We start from the raw sequence: 17,469 nt of genomic DNA, 5'->3' as shown, positions 1-17,469 counted from the left end.
TTTCTTTTTTCATTTTTTATATTATAAAGTATATTAAATTATTTTAATGAATCTACATTATAATTTTTTACTTTTAAAAAAGCCAGTGTCTTTGGTTATATAAATATAACCATTTTTCATTATTTTATAATGTAGAAAATCTGTCAATTTTTGAAGCTCTTTTTTGCTAAAAGAATTTCTTTTGTTTCCAGGCATGGAAAATATATAATCAATAAGAGGAGCTTCATCTGTAAGTTTTAAGCTGTCATCATATCTTATAAGTTCTATATCTTTAAACCATTTTTTTAATTTATCTTTACCATTTTCAAGTTGAAAACTTTCTGTTAGATTCCAACTATTTGTAGTGAGATTTGGTGAATTAAAAGCAGAAACTATTTGGCGCATTTCCTTCATGTGATTCTTTCCTACAGTAGAGGCATAAAATGTACCTCCAGGTTTTAAAACTCTATTTATTTCTGAAAATGCTTTTTCTATATCTGAAATATGATAGAGCATGTTATTGGCAATTATACCATCAAAGTAATTGTTATTAAAAGGTATGTTTTGAGCATCAACTAGTTTAAACTGAAATCTATTGCTGTTTTTATCTAAATTTTTATTTGCATCCATTAACATTCCTTTAGAGAAATCTGTAAGAATTATATTCCAGTTTTCAGGAATCCTATTTATATTTTTTTGCCAAAGCTCTCCAGTACCACAGCCAAGTTCTAATATATTAGCCTTTTCTGGAAAGTTAAGGTGCTCAAAAAACCAGCACATCCATCCTTTACTATTTGTACTAAATAATTCATGAATTTTTATTCTTGCATTTAGATTGGAGGCATTTTCGTACTGTTCCATCCACTTCTGATCTATATTTATTGTATTTATTATATTTACAAATTTACCCCAATCTAAAGAATTTTCGCTGTTAAGCATTCCTATAGCTTCATCAATTGACTTTATAACTGATTCTATGTGATAAACTTTTTCTTTCATGATTTCCCTCTGTATCTGAAGGGATTTTTTAAGATCTTCATCTCTTGTGTCATAATTCATTATTTTAGATATATCTTTTAAGGAAAGACCTATGAACTTCAATGTGAGTATTTTTTGCAGTCTACCAAAATCTGATTGACTGTATAGCCTATGTCCTGCATGATTATAATTTGACGGCTTTAATAGACCTATTTTATCATAATATCTTAAAGTTCTTACGGTAATATTTGATTTTTTTGCAAATTCTCCTATGGTAAAAAGAGAAATTTTATCAAACGGCATTTTTCACCTCATATAATTACAATATATAATTTTCTACTTACAATATATTATCACATGACGTTACGTCATGTGCAATACATATATTTATATTTGATGTGTTAATAAAAATAAATTTTAAAAAAATGATTACAAAAGTATTAACAGGAACATTGATAAAGAAGTATTTGAATATGCAATTCGTATGTATGATGAAGAATTGATTAAAAATGTAATTACAGTAATGCTTAAGAATGATAAACCTAAGAAAGCTTTAAAATTTATAAATGATGAGAAAAATATGCATTAAGTATTAATAAGTAGAGTAGATAAAATCGGTTTGATTTTATCTGCTCCTAGTTTTCCTGCTTTTTTTCTTTTTTACAGAAAATCCAAAAGAACCTAAAGGCTTTGAATTTAATCCATAATATTCTCCATGACTATAGCATATAAGATTTGCCCTGTTAAAGCATATTTTATTGTTTGAATCAATTAGAGAATCATCAACTTTTACATTTAGTATTTTAAAAAGGAATAAGTCGTGTGTTCCCAGAGGAGTGATTGATTTTAGTTTACATTCCAGGGCAATTGGAGATTTTTCAAGTGATGGAGTCGATATTGATACTCCATTATTTAGTTGTAAATTGAAATGTTTGATTTTGTCTTCTTTTTTCCCTGAAACAACTCCACAATAGTCAACAATTTTTACCATGCTCTTTGTAGGCAGATTTACAACACATTCACCACTTTCTGAAATATATTTGTGTGAAAGCCTTTCTGGCCTTATTCCCATAGCAATTATAGGCTCTTTTGTGCATACAGTACTTATCCATGCTACTGTAAAAATGTTAATCCTATTAGATGAATTCTTAGAAGTAACTAAAACTACAGGACTAGGATTTAACATGACGCTTCCTTTAAAATTTAACTTATTCATTTTTAAGCCTCCAGATTAACACATATTTTATGTATTGAGATTTTATTAGTACTTACTTATTTTATATTGTTTGAAATTTTATGTCTATATTTTTATTTACTCAATAGAAAATTAGTAAGCAAATAATTTGTGTTTAAATAAAAAGAAATCTATAATTAAGTAATATGGGTAAATATAGTCAAGAGGGGGTAGTAAAATGAACAAGGATAGAACTGATAGGATATTTAAACTTATGAAGTATAAAAATATACCACAATTAATTGTATCTGATCCAGCATCTATATTTTACATAACAGGAAAGTGGATACATCCTGGTGAAAGATTATTGGTACTTTATTTAAATGTAAATGGTAATAACAAATTATTTATAAATGAGCTGTTCCCGTTAAGTGAAGATTTGGAAGTAGAAAAAATATGGCTTAAGGATACAGATGATGGAGTATCAATTATGTCAAAGTACATAGACGCTAAACTTCCTATAGGAATAGATAAGAATTGGCCATCAAAATTTTTACTTAAGCTTATGGAATTAAAGCCTGGAAGTACTTTTGTAAATGGATCAGAAATATTGGATAGAGTGAGAATGTGCAAAGATAAACAGGAAAGAAAATACATGAGAGAAGCATCAAAATTAAATGATATTGCAATGGATAAACTTATAAAATCAATTTCAGCAAAATATAGTGAAAAAGATATGGCAGGAATTCTTGTAGATATATACAGAGATATTGGAGCTGATGGAGTTTCATTTGATCCAATAATTGCCTATGGAGTAAATGGTGCAAATCCTCATCATGAAATAGATAACTCTGTTTTAAAAGAAGGGGACAGTATAACTATAGATATAGGATGTATAAAAAATTCCTATTGTTCAGATATGACTAGAACTGTATTTTATAAACGTGTTCCAGATCATAGTAGACTAGTATACAATATTGTAAGAGAGGCTAATGAAAGAGGAATTAAAGCAGTTAGGCCAGGAGTAAGATTTTGTGATATAGATGCAGCTGCAAGAAATTATATAGAAGAAAAAGGCTATGGTAAATATTTTACACATAGGACGGGACATTCAATTGGAATAGAATGTCATGACTTAGGAGATGTTTCAGGTGCAAATACTGAAAAAGTTGAACCTGGAATGATATTTTCAATTGAACCTGGAGTTTATATACCAGGAAAAGTAGGGATTAGAATTGAGGATTTAGTACTTGTTACAGAAGATGGATGCGAAGTTTTAAATCACTACACTAAGGATATAATAGTAATAGAGTAGAAGCCTGTCTTATTTTGTTGCATATAGCTATTAAATATTGTAATATATATTAGGGACAAAGGTTTTGTGTAGAAATTTAAGAAGGCATTTTTTTTATTTGATGCCTTCTGTTTTAATTGATAAGAGAGAATATATATTTTAACTTTTGAATTTTAGTATTTTTATAAAATATATTAATGTGAGCATAATATAAATAATAAGTTGAAAGAAAAGGAATGATTATATGAGTGATAACAAAATTGTTTCAAATTTTATAAAAAACATAGTAGAAGACGATTTGAAGTCTGGGAAGTATAAAAAGATAGTGACAAGATTTCCACCAGAACCAAATGGATATTTACATATAGGTCATGCAAAATCAATAGTATTGAACTTTGAATTGGCAGATGAATTTAATGGAACAACAAATTTGAGATTTGATGATACAAATCCTATAAAAGAAGATACTGAATATGTAGAGTCAATAAAAGAAGATGTGAAATGGCTTGGATATAACTGGGATGAGCTTCATTTTGCTTCAAATTATTTTGATGAAATGTATAAACGTGCAGTATTGCTTATAAAAAAAGGAAAAGCTTATGTTTGTGATTTAAGTCCAGAGGAAATAAGAAAATATAGAGGAACACTTAAAAAGCCTGGTATAGAAAGTCCTTATAGAAATAGAACTGTAGAAGAAAATTTAAAGCTATTTGAGGATATGAAAAATGGTAAATTTAAAGATGGGGAAAAAGTTCTTAGGGCAAAAATAGATATGGCATCTCCAAACATTAACTTGCGAGATCCTGTAATTTATCGTATAGCTCATGCTAAGCATCAAAATACAGGAGATAAATGGTGCATATATCCTATGTATGACTTTGCACATCCACTTGAAGATGCTATAGAGGGAGTAACTCATTCAATATGTACTCTTGAATTTGAAGATCATAGACCACTCTATGACTGGATAGTACGTGAGTGCGAAATGGATAATATACCGAAGCAGATAGAATTTGCAAGATTGAATATTACAAATACTGTTATGAGTAAAAGAAAGCTTAAACAACTTGTAGATGAAAATTTTGTAGATGGATGGGATGATCCTCGTATGCCTACAATTGCAGGGCTTAGAAGAAGAGGATTTACTCCTGAATCAATTCGTAATTTTTGCAGGGCTATAGGTGTGGCTAAAGCAAGTAGTGTAGTTGATTCAAGGATGCTTGATTACTTTTTAAGAGATGATCTTGAGAAAAAGGCTCCAAGAACTATGGCTGTTTTAAAACCACTTAAGCTCATAATAACTAATTATCCTGAGGGAAAAGTTGAAGAATTTGAAGTTGAAAACAATCCAGATGATCCTAATGCAGGAAAGAGGAAGGTTCCATTTTCAAGGGAGTTGTATATTGAGCAGGAAGATTTTATGGAAAATCCACCAAAGAAATATTATAGATTATTTCCTGGAAATGAAGTTAGATTGAAAAGTGCTTACTTTGTTAAATGTAATGAAGTAATTAAAGATAAAGATGGAAATGTAGTTGAGTTGCATTGCACTTATGATCCAGCATCAAGAGGTGGAAATAGTCCAGATGGAAGAAAAGTAAGGGGAACAATTCATTGGGTAAATGCAAGTACTGCAATATCCGCTGAAGTAAGATTGTATGAACCACTTATAATGGACGATGTAGCAAAGGCAAGTGAATCATTTTTAGATGCTGTAAATAAAAATTCTCTAGAAGTTTTAAATGCTTTTCTGGAACCTAATATGAAATCAGCAAAACCAGGACAAAAATTTCAATTCTTTAGACATGGATATTTTAATGTAGATTATAAGGATTCAAAAGATGAAAAATTGGTATTTAACAGAATAGTACCTTTAAAGAGTTCTTTTAAGATAAAAAAATAAAAAAATGTAGGTAAACTTTATAATTCAAGTTTACCTACATTTTTTATAAGTTTATACAATATTTTTTTCCCATTTTAACAGGGCGATATGATTTTTTTGCCTTTCTTAGACCTTCCAGGCCAAGATCTTGTTCTCTGTTTATATATTTTACATCAGATAGATAGTTTTCAACAAAATATTTATTTATAAAAGTGTATATTCCATCTATGTTTGGAAGCCCTTTTTCTATGTGAATAATGGCAGTATCTTCATTCATCTTTTCTCCTATTGTAAATCCTGATATTTCATCATCAACATATACTGCAAGAGCTTTAAGATTTAATAGTTTCATATTAGAGCATAATTCTTTTATTCCTTCAAGCTCATAATAAAGATATTTATCATCACTATTTTTCTTTTCATACCAAGTTTCAGCGGCCTTTATAAAGTCATCTTTTACACCAGGTTCAAAAAAATCTTTTGTCTTATAATTATATGTTTTTATAAACTTATTGTAATGATTTTTCTTTGAATGAAGCTTTTTGCCGGATAAGGTTATTAGTTTTTGAGTATCGTATATGTAGTCAAAATTGTCTACATCTTCTTTAACTTTAATTCTTTCTCCATACAATTCTTTCATATCATTTAAAAAACTTTCTTCAGCATCGCAAAATAGATTTGGCATATTATTTTCACTTGCATATTTAGCAAGTTCTTCTACTATGTGTTCTAAATTGTCTTTTGTATAACCAATAGGCTGCATAAAGTAATAATTTCCGTCAAATCCAGTTTTTTTAATAACTATTGCATCATCTATTAAAGTATAACTTACGTCGCAACCTTTTCTCCAAATTAGTAGAGTTGTGAAAGAATATTCACAGGTGTCAAAGTTATATCCTGCAAGATATTTGTCAAAAATGCTTTTGTCATCAATAGTTAAGGGTTTAAATTTTAGCATAAAAATTCTCCTTGTAAATTCAATTGTTATTTTTATAAGTTAATCTCGTATTCTATATGTTACGAGATTCCCATTCTCTTCTTAATATACCGTATAAATACATATCATATCTTTTATTATCTCTATGTATGAATTCTCTATAGGTCCCTTCCTTTTTGAATCCTGTTTTTTCATATAATTTTATAGCAGGTGTATTATAAGATAGCACTGTAAGTTGAATTTTGTGGAGGTTTAACTCCTCAAATCCAAATTCAAGAGTAAGATTTAAGGCTTCATATCCAATACCTTGACCTCTATTTGAAGGATCACCTAAACCTATGTATACAGTAGCAGTACCATTATTCCATAGTATATCTTCATATCCTGTAACTCCTATAAGTTTGTCATTTGATAAGTTCCTTACGGCAAAAATAAACTTATCTTGGGATTTTTTAACATCTTCTATCATAGGTTTTAATTCATCTGATGATCTTGGAAAGGCTGAGATCATATCATAATTTCTTAAAAATGATACATCATTGTACCATGTATCTAGTGTTTTTATATCATCTTCTTTGAAAGAAGTGAGAATTACTCTAGACCCCTTTAGTAAATTTTTTATCAATAGATATGCCTCCTTATAAAAATTAAAATTATAGAATAATAACTTTTAAATAATATTATAGCTTATATGTGTAGTATAGTTCAAATATAAATTTGTAAAATTTGATATAGTTCTTTTAAATATTCTATATTTATGATAATGTTGATTTAAATAACTTTAATACTAAATTATTGTATAAGGGGAGATTAGATGATAATATCATGGAATGTTACTAATAGGTGTAATATGCATTGTAAACACTGTTATAGAGATTCAGGTGAAGTTAAAAATAAAGAATTAACTACTAAAGAGGCTTTAAAACTTATAAAAGAAATATATAAAGCTGGATTTAAAATGATGATATTTTCTGGAGGAGAACCTCTTATGAGAGAGGATATATATGAAGTTATAAGTTATGCAAGTAGTCTTGGAATTAGGACAGTACTTGGAAGTAATGGAACTCTTATAACAAGGAGCGTTGCCTCAAAACTTAAAGATGCGGGAATTAAATGTGCAGGAATAAGTTTAGATAGTTTGGATCCTAAAAAGCATAATGCTTTTAGAAAAAATAATAATGCATGGAGTGGAGCATTATTTGGAATGAAAAATTGTAGAGATGTAGGTCTTCCATTTCAGATACACACTACAGTGATGAAGTGGAATAAAGATGAAATACTCAATATAACTGATCTTGCAGTTTCAATGGGAGCAAAGGCACACTATCAATTTTTTCTAGTACCTACTGGAAGAGGTGAAGAAATAGAAACTCAAGTTTTAGATTCTGAAGAATATAACGATATAATTCAAAAGCTTATGAAAAAACAAAAAAATTGCAGTATAACAATAAAGCCAACTTGTGCTCCTCAATTTATTAAAATTGGCAAAGATATGGATTTACAAATGAGATTTAAAAGAGGATGTTTAGCTGGTATAAGTTACTGCATAATAGCACCAAATGGAGATGTCCAACCATGTGCATATCTTGATAAACCGGTTGGAAATGTAAAAGACAATCCGTTTGATGAGATTTGGAATAATAATAGTACACTTAAAATATTGAGAAGCTATAATTATGGCGGAAATTGTGGAAAGTGCAAAAATGTAGATATTTGTGGAGGATGCAGGGCAAGAGCTGCTTATTATAACAATGGAAACTATATGGCAGGAGAAAAAAATTGTAAATCATTTGAAGCCTTATAGAGTTAGTCAATCTTCCTGCCATTTATGGCATAAAAATAATTAATGTTTATAAGTTTTTATAAATACTATGTTATTCAGACAATTCATTGAGATTATCAACGAGTTTCATAAGGTTGTTTATAGAAGAATTCATTTCTTGAATTTGGGCAAGCTGGGTTTTAAATGTGTTGGAAGTAGAGTTTATTTCTTCTGATACATTTAAAACTGTGTTTTCTATTTCCTTAAGTATGGAATTTATTTGAGATACAGATTCATTGCTGGAATTGGACAATTTTCTTATTTCATTTGCAACTACTGAAAATCCCTTACCATTTTCTCCAGCCCTAGAGGCTTCTATTGCGGCATTTAAACCTAAGAGATTTGTTTTAGATGCTATATTTTTTATAAAAATTAAAACTTCATCTGTATTTTTGGCTTTATCTGCCGCATCTTTTACTTCAGATAGTATATTGTTATTGAAATTTACTGATTTTTGTATATTAGAAGTTAAAATTTTAGATGCTTTTGAGATATTGTCTATTGCTTGAGATAGTATTTTTGAAGACTCTAAGAATTTGTAGTGACGTTCTAGACTTTTAACTAAAACTATACTACCTATTATTTTCCCATCTTCCTTTACAGGTATTCCTATAGCTTTTATCTCTACACCAAATGTTTCTTTTGGAACTATTGTAACTATTGGTTTTTTGGCTTTTATGCATTCATAAGCAGCACCTTTTGGTCTTAAAGGATCCCCTGGTTTAGCAGTCATAATTATATTCGGGCTGTTTACAACTTTTATAAAATGTTCAGTAGTAGACATAGTAAAAGCTATTTCATCATCAAAGAAATAATGCATGTAAGGCATTAAAGTTTCAAATGCACTTTGAAGTTTATTATTTATTTTAATATCAGTTTCCGTCATTTGTATTACCCCCAAGTTAAAATATTATTTCCAATTACTATTTTAAGGGTTGCTTATTTAATTGTCTATAATACATTTAATAGATTTTATAAATTAGTTTATAAATGTTTTGAATAAAGAGTCACGTTTATGCCTTTAATTAATACTATAGAAGTATAGAACACATGATGAAAAATTAGAGTACCTAAAAAATATTAAAAGAAAACAAGGAGGGATCTTTATGTCAAGTAGATGTTGTGGTGGTAATAGATCAGGAAATGAAGTAATAGTGATAATAATATTACTTTTGTTGTGCTGTGGTGCTAGCTGCGGAGGAAGATGTTAATTCTTTGATCTGTAATCCAACTATCAAAATCTTTTACTAGACAGTTAATGTAATGACATTACAACTAAAGATTAAAAATAAGATAACTTAAAAAGTCAAGATGATAAGGAGGGGTCTTTATGTCACACAGATGTGGTGGATATGGATACGGAGGTTTCTGCGGCGGAAATGAGGTAATGATAATAATAATATTATTATTACTATGCTGCGGATGCGGATGTGGTAACAACTATAAGAAAGATTGTTAAACTACAGAAAAATTATCAATATAATTTTAAAAGGAAAACGAATCTGTCGTTTTCCTTTCTTTTTTTATAATGGTAACATATGATACGGAATTTATTATTTTGTTTTATTATAATAAGATTATAAAAGCAATATAAAATTCAGGAGGGAATTAATATGATAAGAAAAATTGTGAATATAGATAAAGAAAAATGTAATGGATGTGGATTGTGTATTGATGCATGTCATGAAGGAGCAATAGAACTTATAGATGGCAAAGCAGAACTTATAAGTGATGAATACTGTGATGGGCTTGGAGATTGTCTTCCAGAATGTCCTACAGGAGCCATAGAGATAATTGAAAGAGAAAGTAAGGCCTATAATGAAGACTTAGTTATGAAAAAGAAGAGAGAAGCTAATAAAGAGGATTTACCATGTGGATGTCCTGGAACAGCTGCAAAGACTATAAAGAGAATGTCATCTAAAATAAATGTAAATAGGAAAAACTTACAATCTGCAGAAAGCTTTGATAATGTTACATCTGAACTTCAGCAGTGGCCAGTGCAATTGAAGCTTATAAATACAAGGGCACCTTATTTAAAAGGAGCAGATTTATTAGTTGCAGCAGATTGCACTGCTTATGCCTATGGAAATTTCCACAAGGAATTTATTAAGGGTCGTATTACAGTTATAGGATGCCCTAAACTTGATGACATAGCATATTATGAGGATAAAATTACAGAAATTATAGCAAATAACAATCTTAAAAGTATAACTGTAGTAAGAATGGAAGTACCTTGCTGTGGTGGAATTGTAGCAGCTGTAAAGAATGCAATGCTAAAATCTCAGATAATAATTCCATACAGAGAAGTTGTTATATCAACTGATGGCCGTATTATTGGATAGTAATAACATAGTTAATTATTTTCATTAGAATTTTCAAAGGTGCCATATACTATAGGTTTATAATTACTTACCATTATATTTCCCTTGGATATAACATATGATATTTTAAAATTTTTATCTAGAAGTAGTATATCGGCATCAAAGTTTTCCTTTATGTTACCTTTGGATTTTAATTTTAAAAGTTTGGCAGGAGAAGAAGTGAAAGGTATTAATGCAGTTTCAAGAGGTATATCCTTTTGAAGGCATTCCCTTAGTGTATCCATATCTGTAGTTGGAAGTCCTGCAGTTAACCTTTTAAGGTTACCTTTATCATCAAATATAGGCATACTTCCTCCTGCGTCAGAACTCATAGTTATGTTATATGGAGAAACTTTCTCTTGAAGCATAGAAATATACAAATCAGCTGCAGATATTGCTGTATCTCCCTCATTTTTTATGCCAGTTGTTAAATCTATATATCCACCTGATTTAGCATATTCTATTGCCTGTTTTGTAACTTTGGAATTTCTATTTACATGCGTTGGAAGAAGATTTGTAAGAGGTATATTTGACCTATCTACTATATCAAACAGAGGTTTTAATCCAGATTTGCCATCACCTACATGTAGGTGAAGTATTCCACATTTGTTTGATAGGAGTCCTCCTACTCTACATTCACTTCCCACATGCATTAAGCTCTCTACAGAGGGACAGCTACTTCTATGGTCTGATATTGCTATTTCACCACAACCTATAATTTTGTCTATTGATACTATGTCAGATCTAACGGTACTTGTTAAAGTTCTAGTAGGTATTTCATAACATCCAGTCCAGCAGTATGTAGTTAATCCTTCTTTATCAAGTGCTCTGGCTTTTGCAAGTAAGCTTCCCATGCTTCTCGTAGTGCCGTCTGTGCCAAGAAGACCTACGCAAGTTGTTATTCCATTTGAAGTGATTTTTGAAAGATTCATTTCAGGAGTCCTATTTGTAAATCCACCTTCTCCTCCGGCACCATCTATATGTATATGAAGATCAATTAAGCCAGGAGTGGCAATTAGTCCACTAGCATCAATTACATCGATTTGAGGAAAATTTCCCTTAGGTAAATCTATGCTAGAGGATATGTAAGCTATTTTATTGAATGCTATAAGTATGTCTTTCCTGCCAAGATATTTTGGAGAAAATAATTCTGCATTTTTAATTAAAAGCATTTAAAAATCACTCCTAATATACTAATTGTATTTTAATGTAGTATGTATATTAGGAGGATTTTTTATTCAAAATTTAGATGTAGTCGTTTATGCCTCTTATAGATATTTCTCCACATATAATAGTATCTATAGAACCGTTAGGGTATTTAACTACTAGTTCGCCATTTTCGCTTATATCAATAGCTTTTGCGTACAATTCTTGGCTTGGAGATATTATCTTTATATCTTTTCCAAGTACTGCAGAGTATTTTTTACATATATCTATTGATGATTTTACAGTAGCATTTTTTTCAAATTCCAAGTATAGTTTTTCAAATTCATTTATAAATGTACCTAGAAAGAATTTCCTAGAAATATTTGACCCATTTTCAATTTTTAAAGAAGTAGCTTTTTTAGACACATCTCCTTGAAAGTCCTCTTTATCCAAATTTGCATTTATACCAACTCCAACAATGACATAGTTTACTTTGTTTAATTCTCCGCTCATTTCTGTAAGGATACCACATACTTTTTTATGATTTATGATTATATCATTTGGCCATTTTACATAGGCTTTTATGTCAAATGTGTTTAAAGTATTTATAATAGCAGCAGCGGCTATCTGCGTTATTTTTGGAACGTCTACAGGAGATATATTAGGTCTTAATATTATTGAACTCCATATTCCCTTGTATTTTGGAGAAATCCATGATCTACCAAGTCGTCCGCGCCCAAGTGTCTGCTCCTCAGATATCACTATAGTTCCATTAGAAGCACCTTTTTCTGCTAGTTCTTTTGCTTTTAAATTTGTTGAATTTATACTTTCAAAATAGAAATAGTTTCTTCCTATACAGCTCGTGTTAAGGGTATCTTTTACCTCTTCATAAGTTAGTATGTCAGGAGATTCTATAAGTTTATAACCTTTTTTTGAGTAAGATTCTATTTTATAACCTTCTTTTTTTAAGATATTTATATATTTCCATATAGCAGTACGACTGACTTTTAATTTTTCACTTAGTGCTTGACCAGATATAAAATTATTTTTGTTTTCCTTTAATAAATTCAATATAGATTCTTTCATAAAAATTATCCCACCTTCATATTAAAGGTATTATACTACAATAATTTAAAATATAGAAGGGCATTGATATTTGTATATATTAATTTAAATTTTTAATTTTAAGTTTATAGTAAGGAAAAAGTATATGATATTTTGTAGTTCTTTGTTTATAATTAAATTACAATATAATAGAGTAGGTATTTTAATTAAAAGTCAGTACTAAAAAGATATTATAAATAATCTTTATGTTTAAAGTATAGTAAATTGATATAGGATAAATATTAAATGAAATAATAATTTATATATAATGTCCTGGAGTTTACTAAATATAATTGAAAAAAGAAGGTGTTTTTATGCTAGATGTATGTCTACTTGGCTGTGGAGGAAGCGTTCCTACTCCTGATAGATTTTTGACATCACTATTGGTTTCCTGTAAAGGACGAAAATTACTTATAGATTGTGGAGAAGGTACCCAAATAAGCATAAAGATAAATAAACTTGGTTTCAAGTCAATTGATGCAATTTTATTTACACATTTTCATGCAGATCACATTGCAGGTTTTCCCGGAATCCTTCTTGCTATAGCAAATTCTGGAAGAAAAGAACCTTTAACTATAATTGGGCCTAGAGGACTCTTAGATGTGGTAAAAGGACTTACAGTTATAACTTGTGATCTTCCTTATAGCTTAAATTTGATTGAAATAGACGAAGATAAACAGTGCTTTAAAAGGATAGGAAATTTTAATATAAATATACTTCCTGTAGAACATAGAGTGCCATGTTTTGCCTATTCAATTTATATTCCAAGGAAGAGAAAATTTGATAGAAAAAAAGCTATTTCTAATGATGTACCTGTTAAGTTGTGGAGTAAACTTCAACATGAAAATAAAGTCAAATACAATGGGAAGGTATACAGAAGTGATATGATTTATGGAAAAGAGCGTAGAGGAATTAAAGTTTCATACTGTACAGATTCAAGACCAACTGATGAGTTGATAGGTTTTATAAATCATTCTGACTTATTTGTGTGCGAAGGTACCTATGGAGATAATGAGAAATATGAAAAGGCAGTAGAATATAAACACATGTTATTTAGAGAAGCAGCACTTCTTGCGAAAAAAGGAGAGGTTAAGGAATTATGGCTTACACATTTTAGCACTTCTATGCTCAAACCTGAATTGTATATTGAAGAAACAAGGAAGATATTTAAAAATACTATTATTGGAGAAAATGGCATGAAAAAATCACTTAATTTTGAGAATGATATGCAAGATATGTTATAATATAAAAATCTATATTAATAGATATATTTTTTTACATTTAATATTTTTTCTTAAGGTTCTCAAGGTGGTGATTTAAGTGGAAGCATCCAAAAGGGGAATAGTTGTAGCTATAATGCTAGCAATGGTTTTGGCAGCTGTTGAAACTACAGTTGTGACTATAGCTGTGCCAACTATAGTTAAAGATTTAAATGGATTTGAACTTGTAAGCTGGGTATTTTCCCTTTATTTGCTTACAGCTTCAGTAAGTACACCAATTTATGGCAAATTGGCAGATTTATATGGAAGAAAAAATACTCTTTCTGTTGGAATAATTATATTTTTAATAGGTAGTTTTGCATGTGGATTATCACAAAATATGTATCATCTAATGGCATTTCGTGGAGTTCAGGGCTTAGGGGCAGGAGCTATATATACTATTACATATACAATAGTGGGAGATCAATTTTCACTTTCTGAAAGAGCAAAAGTACAAGGGTGGCTCAGCAGTATATGGGGAATATCTAGTCTTATAGGACCTTTTATTGGAGGAGTTATAATAGATATGCTTTCTTGGCATTGGATTTTCTTTGTGAATATTCCATTTGGTATAATATCAATCCTACTTATTCAGAAATACGTTAAAGAAAGTTTTGAAAAGAAAGAAGTAGTATTAGACTATAAAGGTGTTATATCACTATCTATAGGTATTATAGCTTTGCTTTTAACTTTTATGTCAAATGGAAAAGATTACAATATACAATATTTAAGAACTGGATTTTGTGGGATTATAGCTATAGTGTCTTTAGCAATATTTTATAAAGTTGAGAAAAAGGCAAAAGAACCTGTTATGCCTTTTGAAATATTTGATAGGTCAAATATACTTATAAATGCTATAAGTTTTATATTTTCTGCAGTACTTATGGGAATTGATGTTTATATGGCAATATACATACAAAATGTACTGGAGTACAATGCAACTGTATCAGGACTTATTATGGCTCCAATGTCTATTACTTGGTTTTTAGCAGCATTTTTTATAGGAGATAAAATAGTTAAATATGGTGAAAAATCTATAATAGTGTTTAGTGGAATTCCAATAACTATAGGAACATTATTCATATTTATGCTTGGAGTGAATTCTTCAATTTTTTCAGTTGTACTTTTTTCAGCAATTCTAGGAATAGGATTTGGATTGAATTTTACAACTCTTACAATAGTTATACAGATGTCTGTAGATTATAATAAGAGAGGAGCAGCTACTGCCTCAAATACACTTTTGCGTAATTTAGGTCAAACAATAGGAATAAGTGTATTTGGAAGTATTTTTAACTTTTCCATACTTAGGTATTTGAGAAGTTTAAATATTTTTAATATAAGCCCAAATGCTATGTACTCAGGAAATATAATAGATGGAATATCAAAAAGTGTAGTAAAGGAATCTCTAAATTTTAGTTTACATATAGTGTTTTTTATAATGATTATACTGGATGTATTTGCTATAGTGTTATCTATTATGATACCAAACATGGTGAAAAATGATAAATAAATTAATTATCTATAAAAAGATTGTTATTTTTATAACTATACTTTTTTGATAATTTGTAGTATAATTATAGCATAAGATAAAGTTAATTAACTAAAGCTTTTTAATTAATGAATGAATTAAGTGTAAAAAGTTAAATTGTTTGTTAAATTGTTTAATTGATTTTGTGAAAAGTTTCTCAAATTCTTTGAATTGATTTCAATGTAAAGTAATATAATAAGATTATATAAATACCTAAGAGCTGTGCTCAGGTTATTAAAATATAAAAAGAAAAGGGAGATGATTAATATGAGTAAATATAAAGTTGGAGATGAATTAATAATAGTAACAAATCCTTCCGAAGATGCAAAAAAATTAGAAAATTTAACTAAGTTGGAAGTAAAAGATAATTTTGCGCAGATATCTTGGGGACTAAAAATAATTGATGTGGAGTATGATAAGCCTAATGTAACTTTAACTTATCAAAATTTATATGGAGATGTAAATAAGGTTTTTGCAGTATGCACTGATGTTGCCAATTTTGACCATGAAAAAGTTCTGGAAAAGGCACTTCTTAAGGCTTTTCAGGCAGAAATTATAAATATAACTACAATTAAAAATGTAAAAAAAAGTGAAAGATGTGGATTTTAATATTGATATTTAATATTAGGGATAGTTTTACTAGAATAGTTTAACTATCCCTTTTGGTTTTTAGATAATAATATTTCACTTGACATGTGTTTGTTTTTAAATTATTATATTCAATAAGAATTTTAGTAAAAAATACACTTTAAATTGGTCCTGTGAGGCCAGAAAGAGGTATAAAACATGGATAAATACTTTTATATGTGGAAAAAAATGAATAGTTCTATATCTAAATGTTAAGGTAATAAGAAAATTATTTTTTTTAATGATTTTCCTATTACCTTTTTGTTTTTTTAATTAGGTGTATTTTTACTGTAAAAATACAGGAGGTATATTATGAAAGCTAAACTGATATTGGAAGATGGAAGTATTTTTGAAGGAGAAGCGTTTGGATACTTAAATGATAGTGTAGGAGAAGTAGTTTTTAATACAGGAATGACTGGCTATGAAGAAATACTTACAGATCCATCTTATTATGGACAGATTGTAACTATGACTTATCCACTTATAGGAAATTATGGTATAAATTTAAATGATATGGAATCATCATCACCTAAAGTAAAAGGATTTATAGTGAGAGAAAATTCAAATATATCTAGTAATTTTAGATCTGAATTAGAACTTGAAGATTATTTAAGGTTAAAAAAGATTATAGGAATTTCAGGAATTGATACAAGAAGTCTTACAAAATTACTTAGAAATAAAGGTACTATGAAGGGAATTATAACTGTCAAAGATTTGAATTTTAATATGGTAAAAGATGAGCTTAACTCTTTTTCAAATGTAGATGCAGTTTGCCAGGTTACAACAAAGAAACCATATTGCATAGATGGAAAGGGAAAGCATATTGCAGTTATGGATTTTGGTGTAAAAACTAGCATACTAGAAAATTTTACGAGAAGAGGATTTAAAATTACGGTATTTCCTGCAACTACAAGTGCTCTAGATGTTCTTAAAGTTAATCCTGATTTAATATTTATCTCAAATGGACCTGGAGATCCATCTGATTTAAAAAATGAAATTCAAAATATAAAAGAGCTTGCATTAAAAAAAACAACAGTTGGAATATGTCTTGGACATCAACTTTTAGCACTAGCCTTTGGGGGAACTACTGCAAAATTGAAATTTGGACATAGGGGATGTAATCATCCTGTGAAGAATTTAAAAAACAATAGAGTTTTTATAACATCTCAAAATCATGGATATTATGTAAATAGACTTCCAGAGGACATGGAGGTAACTCATATTAGCTTAAATGATGGCTCTGTGGAAGGTATGAAGCATAAGAATTTACCAATATACTCAATACAATTTCATCCAGAAGGCTCACCTGGACCTGAAGATAATAATTATATATTTGATGAATTTGCAAAATACGCACTTTAAGTAAAAAGTTTATAAAT

At 29.1% G+C, this 17,469-nt stretch carries 16 protein-coding genes; 9 read left to right on the top strand and 7 right to left on the bottom strand.

Features of this window, described 5'->3' with window-relative positions; all coding sequences use genetic code 11:
• Nucleotides 1–57 precede the first annotated feature (57 nt).
• Entirely contained in the window at nucleotides 58–1,260 is a 1,203-nt protein-coding gene (locus H2684_RS03420; protein ID WP_182087965.1) for a methyltransferase domain-containing protein, read from the bottom strand.
• Nucleotides 1,261–1,582: 322 nt separating this feature from the next.
• Nucleotides 1,583–2,173 carry a flavin reductase family protein gene (locus tag H2684_RS03415; RefSeq protein ID WP_182087963.1) on the bottom strand — a complete coding sequence of 197 codons (591 nt, stop codon included), beginning with the start codon at nucleotides 2,171–2,173 and terminating at the stop codon, nucleotides 1,583–1,585.
• Nucleotides 2,174–2,369: 196 nt separating this feature from the next.
• On the opposite strand from H2684_RS03415, the gene H2684_RS03410 reads away from it, so the two are divergent.
• Nucleotides 2,370–3,446, top strand: a complete 1,077-nt coding sequence (locus H2684_RS03410; protein ID WP_182087961.1) for a Xaa-Pro peptidase family protein — start codon at nucleotides 2,370–2,372, stop codon at nucleotides 3,444–3,446.
• A 223-nt stretch (nucleotides 3,447–3,669) separates the two neighbouring features.
• A complete protein-coding gene (locus H2684_RS03405) occupies nucleotides 3,670–5,328 on the top strand; it encodes a glutamine--tRNA ligase/YqeY domain fusion protein (protein WP_182087959.1) in 1,659 nt (552 codons plus the stop codon).
• A 43-nt stretch (nucleotides 5,329–5,371) separates the two neighbouring features.
• Here the strand turns inward: H2684_RS03405 and H2684_RS03400 are convergent, their stop codons facing one another.
• Together H2684_RS03400 and H2684_RS03395 are read right to left on the bottom strand one after the other, a co-directional pair.
• Complete coding sequence (locus H2684_RS03400) at nucleotides 5,372–6,265, bottom strand: DUF2156 domain-containing protein (protein WP_182087958.1); 894 nt, start codon at nucleotides 6,263–6,265, stop codon at nucleotides 5,372–5,374.
• A 52-nt stretch (nucleotides 6,266–6,317) separates the two neighbouring features.
• Nucleotides 6,318–6,869 carry a GNAT family protein gene (locus tag H2684_RS03395; protein ID WP_182087956.1) on the bottom strand — a complete coding sequence of 184 codons (552 nt, stop codon included), beginning with the start codon at nucleotides 6,867–6,869 and terminating at the stop codon, nucleotides 6,318–6,320.
• A gap of 189 nt (nucleotides 6,870–7,058) precedes the next feature.
• Between H2684_RS03395 and nirJ2 the strand changes: the two genes are divergently transcribed.
• Nucleotides 7,059–8,048, top strand: a complete 990-nt coding sequence (nirJ2, locus tag H2684_RS03390) for a putative heme d1 biosynthesis radical SAM protein NirJ2 (protein WP_182087955.1) — start codon at nucleotides 7,059–7,061, stop codon at nucleotides 8,046–8,048.
• Nucleotides 8,049–8,118: 70 nt separating this feature from the next.
• Here nirJ2 and H2684_RS03385 read toward each other — a convergent pair whose 3' ends face one another.
• Nucleotides 8,119–8,952, bottom strand: a complete 834-nt coding sequence (locus H2684_RS03385; RefSeq protein ID WP_182087953.1) for a methyl-accepting chemotaxis protein — start codon at nucleotides 8,950–8,952, stop codon at nucleotides 8,119–8,121.
• Nucleotides 8,953–9,396: 444 nt separating this feature from the next.
• On the opposite strand from H2684_RS03385, the gene H2684_RS12395 reads away from it, so the two are divergent.
• Together H2684_RS12395 and H2684_RS03380 are read left to right on the top strand one after the other, a co-directional pair.
• Complete coding sequence (locus H2684_RS12395; RefSeq protein ID WP_279286868.1) at nucleotides 9,397–9,525, top strand: hypothetical protein; 129 nt, start codon at nucleotides 9,397–9,399, stop codon at nucleotides 9,523–9,525.
• 154 nt (nucleotides 9,526–9,679) lie between these two features.
• The gene (locus tag H2684_RS03380) at nucleotides 9,680–10,408 is read left to right on the top strand and encodes a 4Fe-4S dicluster domain-containing protein (protein WP_182087951.1); all 729 of its coding nucleotides are present in this window, start codon (nucleotides 9,680–9,682) and stop codon (nucleotides 10,406–10,408) included.
• Between the two features lie 11 nt (nucleotides 10,409–10,419).
• Here the strand turns inward: H2684_RS03380 and iadA are convergent, their stop codons facing one another.
• Nucleotides 10,420–11,598, bottom strand: a complete 1,179-nt coding sequence (gene iadA / locus H2684_RS03375) for a beta-aspartyl-peptidase (protein WP_182087949.1) — start codon at nucleotides 11,596–11,598, stop codon at nucleotides 10,420–10,422.
• Nucleotides 11,599–11,671: 73 nt separating this feature from the next.
• Nucleotides 11,672–12,658: a biotin--[acetyl-CoA-carboxylase] ligase gene (locus H2684_RS03370; RefSeq protein ID WP_182087948.1), complete on the bottom strand. Its 987-nt coding sequence runs from the start codon at nucleotides 12,656–12,658 to the stop codon at nucleotides 11,672–11,674.
• A gap of 332 nt (nucleotides 12,659–12,990) precedes the next feature.
• On the opposite strand from H2684_RS03370, the gene H2684_RS03365 reads away from it, so the two are divergent.
• The 4 genes from H2684_RS03365 (at nucleotide 12,991) to carA (ending at nucleotide 17,452) form a co-directional block, all read left to right on the top strand.
• Nucleotides 12,991–13,920 (top strand): ribonuclease Z, encoded by a 930-nt coding sequence (locus tag H2684_RS03365; RefSeq protein ID WP_182087946.1) that lies wholly within the window; start codon nucleotides 12,991–12,993, stop codon nucleotides 13,918–13,920.
• Nucleotides 13,921–13,996: 76 nt separating this feature from the next.
• Nucleotides 13,997–15,445: an MDR family MFS transporter gene (locus H2684_RS03360; RefSeq protein WP_182087944.1), complete on the top strand. Its 1,449-nt coding sequence runs from the start codon at nucleotides 13,997–13,999 to the stop codon at nucleotides 15,443–15,445.
• A gap of 285 nt (nucleotides 15,446–15,730) precedes the next feature.
• Nucleotides 15,731–16,072: a hypothetical protein gene (locus H2684_RS03355; protein ID WP_182087943.1), complete on the top strand. Its 342-nt coding sequence runs from the start codon at nucleotides 15,731–15,733 to the stop codon at nucleotides 16,070–16,072.
• Between the two features lie 330 nt (nucleotides 16,073–16,402).
• Nucleotides 16,403–17,452: a glutamine-hydrolyzing carbamoyl-phosphate synthase small subunit gene (gene carA / locus H2684_RS03350; protein ID WP_182087942.1), complete on the top strand. Its 1,050-nt coding sequence runs from the start codon at nucleotides 16,403–16,405 to the stop codon at nucleotides 17,450–17,452.
• Nucleotides 17,453–17,469 lie beyond the last annotated feature (17 nt).

It is taken from the genome of Clostridium sp. cel8, assembly GCF_014050525.1.
Lineage (GTDB): Bacteria > Bacillota > Clostridia > Clostridiales > Clostridiaceae > Clostridium_B.
Note: the sequence above shows the minus strand (reverse complement) of the source record. Positions and strands in the feature narration are given on the sequence as shown.